Source organism: Streptomyces sp. CoH27 (assembly GCF_020181035.1).
Taxonomy (GTDB): domain Bacteria; phylum Actinomycetota; class Actinomycetes; order Streptomycetales; family Streptomycetaceae; genus Streptomyces; species Streptomyces camelliae.
In genome coordinates, this window is record NZ_JAIQYY010000067.1 from 1 (window position 1) to 8,850 (window position 8,850).

The 8,850-nt window shown below is 70.2% G+C and carries 5 protein-coding genes; 1 reads left to right on the plus strand and 4 read right to left on the minus strand.

All coding sequences use genetic code 11. From position 1 onward, the window contains the following. Positions 1-205: 205 nt before the first annotated feature. From LE548_RS44195 to LE548_RS44205, 3 genes are all read right to left on the minus strand, one after another. Entirely contained in the window at positions 206-934 is a 729-nt protein-coding gene (locus LE548_RS44195; protein WP_308031197.1) for an alpha/beta hydrolase, read from the minus strand. A 129-nt stretch (positions 935-1,063) separates the two neighbouring features. Beyond that, entirely contained in the window at positions 1,064-3,811 is a 2,748-nt protein-coding gene (locus LE548_RS44200) for a LuxR family transcriptional regulator (RefSeq protein ID WP_225102692.1), read from the minus strand. Further along, positions 3,812-5,086, minus strand: coding sequence for a helix-turn-helix domain-containing protein (locus tag LE548_RS44205; protein WP_225102693.1), 1,275 nt, complete (start codon positions 5,084-5,086; stop codon positions 3,812-3,814). Between the two features lie 239 nt (positions 5,087-5,325). On the opposite strand from LE548_RS44205, the gene LE548_RS44210 reads away from it, so the two are divergent. Further along, positions 5,326-8,073 carry an AAA family ATPase gene (locus LE548_RS44210; protein WP_225102694.1) on the plus strand — a complete coding sequence of 916 codons (2,748 nt, stop codon included), beginning with the start codon at positions 5,326-5,328 and terminating at the stop codon, positions 8,071-8,073. A 23-nt stretch (positions 8,074-8,096) separates the two neighbouring features. Here the strand turns inward: LE548_RS44210 and LE548_RS44215 are convergent. Further along, positions 8,097-8,850 (minus strand): MFS transporter (locus LE548_RS44215; protein WP_225102695.1); only part of this gene is annotated, 754 nt, incomplete at its 5' end.

Here is an 8,850-nt window from a genome sequence, read left to right on the forward strand (position 1 = left end):
CAATGGTTCCGGTCAAGAGAGCGGCGATCCGACGCGCAGGCGGTCTGGCCGGTGAGATCATGCTGGTGCCTTTACCGAATGACGTGATGTCCGTGGGCGGGGTCGGTATCGCGAGGGTGGGCGAACTCCAGAGGTGCCGTCAAGGTAGTCCATGCCGGCACCTTCCGTTCGAACGCATGTTATAGGGCTTCACGGTTTCACCTGCTCAGAGGGCCTGTCGAAGCACGTCACCGTCGCCGCGACCATTGCCCCGCTCGGCGGCTTCCCGAATCATCGCCACGACGGCGGCGGGCTGGGACAGCACCACTGCGTGCGAGCCGTCCAGCACGTATTCGGTGGCAGCCATGCGCTGTGCCATGAAGCGCTGAGCGGTGGGGTTGAGCATCCGGTCGGCGGTCGCGATGGCGTACCAGGACGGCTTGGAGGCCCATGCCGGCGGGCCAGATCTGGAGGTCAGCGCGCGCTGGGCGATCGGGCGTTGCGCCACGGACATCGCATCCTTCACACGTTGCGGCAGATCGGCGGCGTACACCTGCGGGAACCGTTCCTTACGAATGTAGAGCTCGCGGTCCGGGCCGCCGGGAACCTGAGTGGGGAGGGCGGCGGTGATGGTCGCGTCGGCCCCCGGCGCGGGGGCGAAGCGGTGCGTGATGTCCAGGACGCACTCGCCGGCGTCGAGGCCGAACCCGGCGACGTAGCACAGCGACACGACGTTGTCGGCGTCGGTGGCGGCGTGGGTGATGACCGCGCCGCCGTAGTCGTGGCCGACCAGCACGACGGGGACATCGATGTCGCGCACCACGCTTCTGATGTAGGCGGCGTCCTGCGCCAGGCCGCGCAGTGGGTTCGCCGGGGCGCGCACGGTCAGTCCGGCGGTGTGAAGGAGGCCGGTGACCGCAGCCCAGGATGAGGCATCGGTGAACGCCCCGTGCACGAGCACGATGGTGGGCGGTGGGGGGACAGACGGCATGGCGGTGCCCTCCGATCGAGTTCGGATTCCCAGCAAAGTGGATTCAGTCACGACGGGGCATCGCGCGAACGTACCAATCACCCACAGGTCCTCTCAGTCGTCGGGCAAGGCCATGACCAGGTTGGCGAGCTGAACCCGGGAGTTCACCGACAGCTTGCGGAAGACGGAGGTCAGGTGAGTGTTCACCGTGTGCGGAGAGACGACCAGGGCGTCGGCGGCCGACCGGTTGGTGTGGCCTTCGGCGATCAGGCGCGCGACCTTCTTCTCCGAGGCTGTGAGGGCCCCCCATCCCTGGACGGGGCGCTGTGTGGTCGCAGCCCTGCGGTTGCCGGCCCCCGCACCGTCCAGATCGCGCTGTAGGCGCGCCGCCGCGGCGTGGGCGCCTGACTCGGCGAACATGCCATGGGCCTGAGTCAGGGCGGCCACCGCCTGAGGTCTGCGGCCCGCCGCCAGGAGTGCCTGTCCGAGATCGGCGTAGGCGGCGGCCCGGACCAGCGGGCGCGGGCTTGCCTTGAGGAGCTCCACGGAGTGTTCGAGCATGGCGAGGTCGTTTTTCACGAGCCCGAGGGCTTGTGCCGCGATGCCCGTGGCGGTCGGCACGGCGGGGTTGCGTTCGGCGTGGGTCTGGGCCTGTGCTGCCAGGTCCTCGGCGAGCTCGTGCTCCGCGCCGCGCAGGGCCATGCGTATCGCGGAGTCGACCCAGTCGCGCAACAGCCGCCAGCGCATGAAGAAACCTTCTTGCTGTACTTGTCGGATCTTGTCGACTGCAAGCCCGATGTCCCCGTCGGCCTCTGCGTGGACCGCCTCCAGGAAGCGCACCGCGGCCGTGTTGCCCGGGTTCGGTTTGACCACCAGTCTTTCCCGCGCTGCGACCAGGTGCTCCCGCGCCGCTTCCCGGTCGCCGCGCAGCAGGGCGGTCCGGGAGCGGATCACGCGACCGTTCACCTGCTGGACGGATGCCTGTACTTCGTCTTCCAGGCGTTCCATGGTCGCGAAGTCGGCGTCGGCGTCATCGAGTCGGCCGAGCCCCAGATCGTACTGGCCCTGTGCCCACAGCATCATCGCCTGACGCATCGACCTGGTATTGTCCGCCGCCCGTAGGAGCAGTCGTTCACCGGACGCGAAGTCGTCCACGTGCAAGTGCGCGACGATCTCTTCCGGAAGGAAAGCGGAATCGATGGCGCTGAGCGCGGCGAAGCGCTCCAGCGCGACCGCGTTGTCACCCGCGTTCTGCGCGATCTCGCCGAGCCCGGACAGAGCCAGGACGTGCGCCTCCCGGTCACCGGTCGCGGTGGCGGCACGCAGCGCGGTCTCACCGGCCTCGCGCGCCGCGACAAGATCATGGCCCCGGGACAGAGCCAGGGCCCGCAGGGCGGACAGCCTTGCCGTGACCTCCGGGGCGGCACCCCCGAGCCCGAGGGCCGATTCGGTCCGGCGGCGCAGTTCCTCGGTGAGATCCAGGTTCCACAGCGCCCCGCCGAGAGCGGCCTGCAACCGGCTGAACACGGCCAGTGGCGGTCGGGAGGCCAGCAGCCGGTCGCCTGTCGACAGAGCTTCTTGACTCCTGCCGGCCCGGGTCAGAAAGAGGATCGCCTGCTCACCCACGTCGAACGTCAGCGGCCGTGCGGACGGCACCAGTTCCAGGGCGCGCGTCATGAGGTCGGCCGCGAGGCCGGGCGTGACCGGCAGCACGTCCTCGCCGGCTCGCCGCAGCAGCGCCACGCACTCCTCGTCTCCGGGCAGGGCGCCCCTGAGGATGTGCGGCACCGCGTCGATCGGCCGGCGGCCCGCGGAGACGAGGTGGCCGGCGGCCTCCCGGTGCAGGGCCTTCCGGGCGGACGGCGGGATGTCGACGTAGACGGCCTGGCGCAGCAGATCGTGCCGGAAGACCAGATCGTCGCCGTCGTCGTCCAGGAGCCCGGCGCGCATTGCCTCCTCAAGCGCGGGGATCAACGTGGCGGGCGGCTGGCCGCACAGCGCGGCGGCGTCGTAGAAGCCGAACCGACGCCCCAGCACGGCTCCCATCTGAAGGAAACGCAGGGTGCTGGGCTGCAGGGATCTGAGCCTGCCGCGCACACCCACCACGAGCGTCGAGGGCACCAGATCACCCGAGGCCTCGGCGGTACCCAGTCCCGTGAGCATCTCGACCGCGAGAAACGGGTTCCCTCCGGCCCCGTCGAGCAGGTCCCGTACCCGCTCGTCGACGGCTGCCCCCAGGGTGTCGTCGGCCAGTTGGCTGATGGCCACGCCGGACAGCGGCCCCAAGGGCACAGTGACCGTCGGGAGTTCGCCGGCCGCGGCCGTGACGATCTCTTCCGCCGGCCCAGCGGGGTCCGGTCGGCCGGCCAGCATCCACAGGACCGGCGAGGTGCGCAGGCGTGCCGGAAGCTGCTTCAGGGCGAACCGGCTGAGCGGGTCGGCCCACTGCACGTCGTCCAGGGCGATCAGCACCGGCACACTGCCGGCTCTGGCTTCGATCGCCTCCGCGAGGCGCTCCACCAGCCAGATCCGCTGATCCTGATTCCGCGCGAGATCGGCGAAGGCGTCGCCGGACAACAGTGGCTGATCGCCGTGCAGGACGCTGGCCGCCAACGACGACAGCGGCACGATGTGATGCAACTCGTCGGCCTTGCCGAGGCCGACCGAGAATCCTGCCGCCCTGGCTCGGGAGACGGCCTCGGTGAGCAGCGTGGTCTTGCCGATGCCGGGTTCCCCCTGGAGCAGGGCCAAGGCGCCGCTTCCGGTGCGGGCCACCGAGGCGATCAGTGTCTGAAGTTCTTCGAGCTCGACCTCCCGGCCGCGCAGACCGCTGCGGGACAGTGAGCCGTTCGACCCCGCCACTTATGCCCCTTCCTGTCCGCACTCGCCCGCCGAAGCCGGGATCGGCCCATGCCCTCGTTCTCCGGCGGCGTGGAAACACATGAGGCCGTGTGTGGAGTCCCGCAGGTCGCGGCTCCCCACGAGTCCACCGTGCGTGGCCGCCTCGCCGCAGGTCAAGTCCACTGTCTTCGAGCGCTTCGCCACTGAGGGCCCTCGGTTGCGCTTCTCACGACGACGGGGAGCATGACGGGGATCACGGGGCGTCACGCGATCGTTCTCCGCCGGAGTCGGGAGAGGCCCGTCCACCACGGCTGACGGGTCGGACGACGCAGCGCCGCCGCGCGTGTCGCGCCACCGGCTCGGAGGCATGCCGTGCGCGGCGTGGAAGAGTCGGCTGAAGTGGGCCGGACTGCTGAAGCCCCAACGGCGGGCCACGCCGGAGATCGTCCCGTCACCGCTGTCGCCCCGGGCGAGATCCCTGGCACACTCCTCCAGCCGACGGCGCTGGATCAGGCGGCTGACCGTGGTTCTCTCCCCCTCGAAGAGCTTGTGGAGGGACCGGACGGACATGCTGTGCGCAGCCGCGATGGTCTCCGGTCCGAGCTCCGGATCCCCGAGGTGCCGGTCCACGTAGGCGCGGACTTCCCAGGCCTGGGCCTGTCGGGAACCGACCGTGTCCGCCACGTCACCGGCGGCCCGCTCGGCGATGAGGGTGGTGACCAGGTCAGTGAAGTTGCGGGCCAGCCGGTCGGCCACATGCTCAGGGCAGTCCACGGCGGTCTCGGCCAGGGTCACGAGAAGCGGAGCGACCAGGGCAGCCACCGGACCATCCGCGTCGATCACGGTGGCCGTGACCCGTTCCAGCTCGTCGTCCCGTACGCCGATGGCGCGGCGGGGGACGAGGCAGGCCTTTATGTGCACACTGCGCGGGAAGTCGACCACATGCGGGCGCTCCGTGTCCCACAGGGCAAGCGTTCCGGCGGCGAGCTCGGCCGTCCTCCCGCCTTGCTGCAGCACAGCTCCGGTGTCCCCCACAACGGCGACGACCACGAAGGGCTCGGTCTGGCCGGCATCACGGGCGATCCGTCGTCGGCTGCGAGTGAAGCACTGCGGATCCGCGTCTGTCGTGACGAAGAGCAAGTGCCCCAGCGGGTGGGTCGTCATCCGGCCTTCCATGGTCGGCGCCCCGTACGAAGCGACCGTCACCGGCACCGTGGCCTTGGAGACAGCCCGGCTCCAGCGGCGGACGCTGTTCCCGCCGTCCGGGAATCCGGCCGTATCGATCACAGGTGTCATGGGCGCCCCTCAGTCGACCGCGTGCCGGAACCCGGCCCGCCACCGCACAGGCAGTCGGCTCGGCACAGCGTCCAGCTTGGAACACGGCATGACTGACGTCGTAGGCATGATGACTGCGAAGCGACTGTGACGAGGCGATGCGCGGACGGACACGTGACTCTCAGCGCACCCAGGTGTTCTCTGCGCGCACATAGACTGCAGCTGTCCAGGTCAGAACACGGGCGCGGGGGGAACATCGGATGCCGGGCACCACACTGTTCGGTCGGGACAAGGAGCTGGCGACTGTCGACGAGTTCGTCGACGGGCTGCCCGAGCGCGGCCGCGCGCTGCTGATCCAGGGAGCCCCCGGGATCGGCAAGTCCTGTCTCCTGGACCACGCTGCCACCCGGGCCCGGAACTCAGGATTCACCGTCCTCAGGGCATCGGGTGTAGAAGCCGAGACCCATCTGTCGTTCGCAGGGTTGCACCAGTTGACCCACACCATGACGGATCGCATCTCGGGCCTTCCCTCCATCCAGGCGGATGCGCTCCTGGGCGCCTTCGGCATGGCGGAGCCGTCCCCCGGTGCCTCTGTGCCCCAGCTCTTCATGATCGCCCTGGCCACACTCAGCCTGCTCGGCGAGGCGGCCGCCGAAGCCCCGGTGCTGCTGGTCGTGGACGACGCCCAGTGGCTCGACGTACCGACCCTGGACGTTCTCGGATTCATCGCACGCCGCTTGGGTGCCGAACCCCTCGGCCTGCTCCTTGCCCTCCGCGAAGGCCACGCGGCGTCGCTCGGGGCCCCCGACATCCAGGACCTGCGTCTGAAGCCTCTGGAGCCGGCCGCGGCCGACGCTCTGCTGGACGCTCGTCATCCCGGTCTCGACCCATGCGTACGCCGTCGTGCGGTGGAGATGTCCGCCGGCAACCCCTTGGCGCTGATCGAGCTCCCGGTCGCCCTCGGCGCGGACGGGGTGCCCACCGAGTCCGGGGCATCGGCGGCGCTCCCGCTGACCGCCAAACTTGAGCGCGCCTTCGCGTCGCGGCTGGCCGATCTTCCTTCCGACACACGCCATGCGCTGCTCGTCACCTCCGCCGCCGGCGACGGTGCGCTGACCGAGGTGCTCGCTGCCGCATCGATGCTCACCGGCACGGAGATGTCAGTACGCTCCCTGGAGCCGGCCATAGCCGCGGGTCTGGTGTGCGCCGACGAGTTCCGCATGGGCTTCACCCACCCGCTGGTGCGCTCCGCCGTCCTGGGCGCGGCAACGCTCGCGGACCGTCTTGCCGCCCATGGCGCCCTCGCCGACGTCTTTCACGCACAGCCCGACCGGCAGGCATGGCACCGGGCTGCGGCCATCGGCCGCCCCGACGAAGGGGTGGCGCGGCAACTGGACCAGGTGGCTCTCAGAGCGAGAGGGCGTGGCGCCGCCGCGGTGGCCATGACGGCGTTGGAACGCGCCACCACACTGAGCGAAGTCCCGTCCGGAAGAGTGGCGCGCCTCCTGGGCGCCGCGGAACTGGGCCTCGAACTCGGCCGGACGGATCGCGTGTCGAGCCTGTTGCAGCAGGCCGAACAGCTGGAACTCGGCGTGCTGGAGCGGGCACGGCTGCTCCTGCTGCGCGAGGGGCTCGAAGTGGATGTCGCGACGAGCACGCCCCGGCTCCATCTGCTGATCACCACAGCGGAGCGGGCCTGTGAGGCCGGCGATCCCGAACTGGCCCTGCGTCTGTTGCGCATGGCCGCGCGACGGTGCTGGTGGTCGGATCCGGGGCGGGAACTGCGGGAGCGCGTGGTGGCTGCGGCCGAGCGGCTACCCGTTTCGGAGCTCCACCCGGACCTGGTGTACACACTGGCAGCAGCCACCCCGGTGGAAAGGGCGGCCACGGTCCTCGAACGCCTGGAGCGCCTCGAACGACAGGGCGGCTACGACACTCTGGCCGCCGCCACCCTGGGCACGGCGGCCACGATGGCGAACGCATACGACCACGCCTCCGGGTTTCTCCGGCACGCCACGGACGGCCTGCGTGGCCAGGGCCGTCTGGGCCTGCTGGCTCAGACTCTGGTGTCCCTCGCGTTCAGCACCGTGCACACCGTCGACTGGGAGACCGGACTCCCGGCCGTGGCCGAGGCGATGCGGCTGGCCGAGGAGAACGCCCAGCCGCGCTGGCTGACCGGTGCGCGGATCGCGAAGGCGCAGTTCGCCGCATTGCACGGAGACCTGGACACGGCGCTCGCCGTCATCGGCGAGGCGGAGCGGCAAGGGCTGTCCGTGGCCAATCCCTCCAATCTCGCGTTCATCCAGATCACCCGTGGCCTCATCGGCCTCGCCGCCGGCAACCACGCAGAGGCGTTCCACTGTGTCTGGCGGGTGTTCGACCCGGCCGACCCGGCTCACCACCCGTTCCTGCAGACCATCGGCATCGCGGAATTGGCCGAGGCCGCGACGGGCGATGACCAACGAGCCATGGCGAGAGCCGCGTTGCACCGGCTCGACGCCTCCGCCGGATCGAGCGAGGCCCAACTGATCCGGATAAACCTGGGATTCGCCCATGCGCTGCTCGCCGACGACGAGGATGCGGAAGAGTACTTCCGGTCGGCGCTCGATCTGGACATGTCCCATACGCCCTTTGCCCGCGCCCGGCTGATGCTCGCCCACGGAGCCTGGCTCCGACGGCGTCGCCGCGTGATGGAAGCCCGCACTCCGCTGCGGATCGCCCGGGAGTCCTTCGCGGCCCTCGGCGTGGAGCCATGGTGCGAACGGGCACGCCAGGAACTCCGTGCGGCGGGCGAGGGCAGCAAGCGTCAAAGCCGTACCGACTGGGACCTGCTCACACCTCAGGAGCTGCAGATCGCCCAGCTCGTAGCGGAAGGCCTTTCCAACAAGGAGATAGGCCAGCAACTTTATCTGTCACCGCGAACGATCGGCGCGCACCTGTACCGCATCTTCCCGAAGCTCGGGATCACCTCTCGCGGCCAGCTGAGGGACAAGCTGACCGTGAGCTGAGCCCGACCTGCGCGCACCCAGGGTTACCGGCCTGCCGTGCTCGGCTTCGCTGCCGTCCCCTTCCGGCGTTCGGTGGTCCAGTAGAGGAGGGCGACGAGGGGGAGGGCAGCACCGAGTGCGGTGAGGCCGGTCCAGCCTCCGGCGTGGTAGATGACGGATCCGAGCTGCGATCCGACCGCGCCGCCCACGAAGAACATGGCGATGAAACCGCTGTTGAGGCGGGCGCGGGCGGCGGGGTCGAGCTGGTAGACGGTGTGCTGGCCGAGGATCAGGGTGGTCTGTACGGCCATGTCGATGAGGATCGCGGCCAGGGCGATCAGCACGACGCTGTGTCCGCCGAACCCGGCGAGGGCGAAGGCCAGGGCGGCGACCACGAAGGCGATGCCGGTCATGGGGCGTACGAGCCCACGGTCGGCCCAGTGCCCGGCGAACGGGGCGATGGCCGCTCCGGCCGCGCCGACGAGGGCGAACACGCCGACCCCGACGGGGGAGTAGTGGAAGCGGGGGCCGGTCAGGACGAAGGAGACCGTGGTCCAGAAGGCACTGAAGGCGCCGAACATCGCCGCCTGGTAGAGACCGCGGCGCAGGAGTGCCGGGTGCGTGCGCACCAGCCGGAGGGTGGAGCGCAGTACGTGGTGGTAGGGGATGGTCGTGGTCGGCGCGTGCTGCGGCAGGGCTGCGCGCAGGGCCACGGCGAGCACGGCCATCAGGGCGGCGGAGCCGAGGAAGACGACACGCCAGCCGGCGAGGTCCGAGACCAGACTGCTCAGCGTGCGG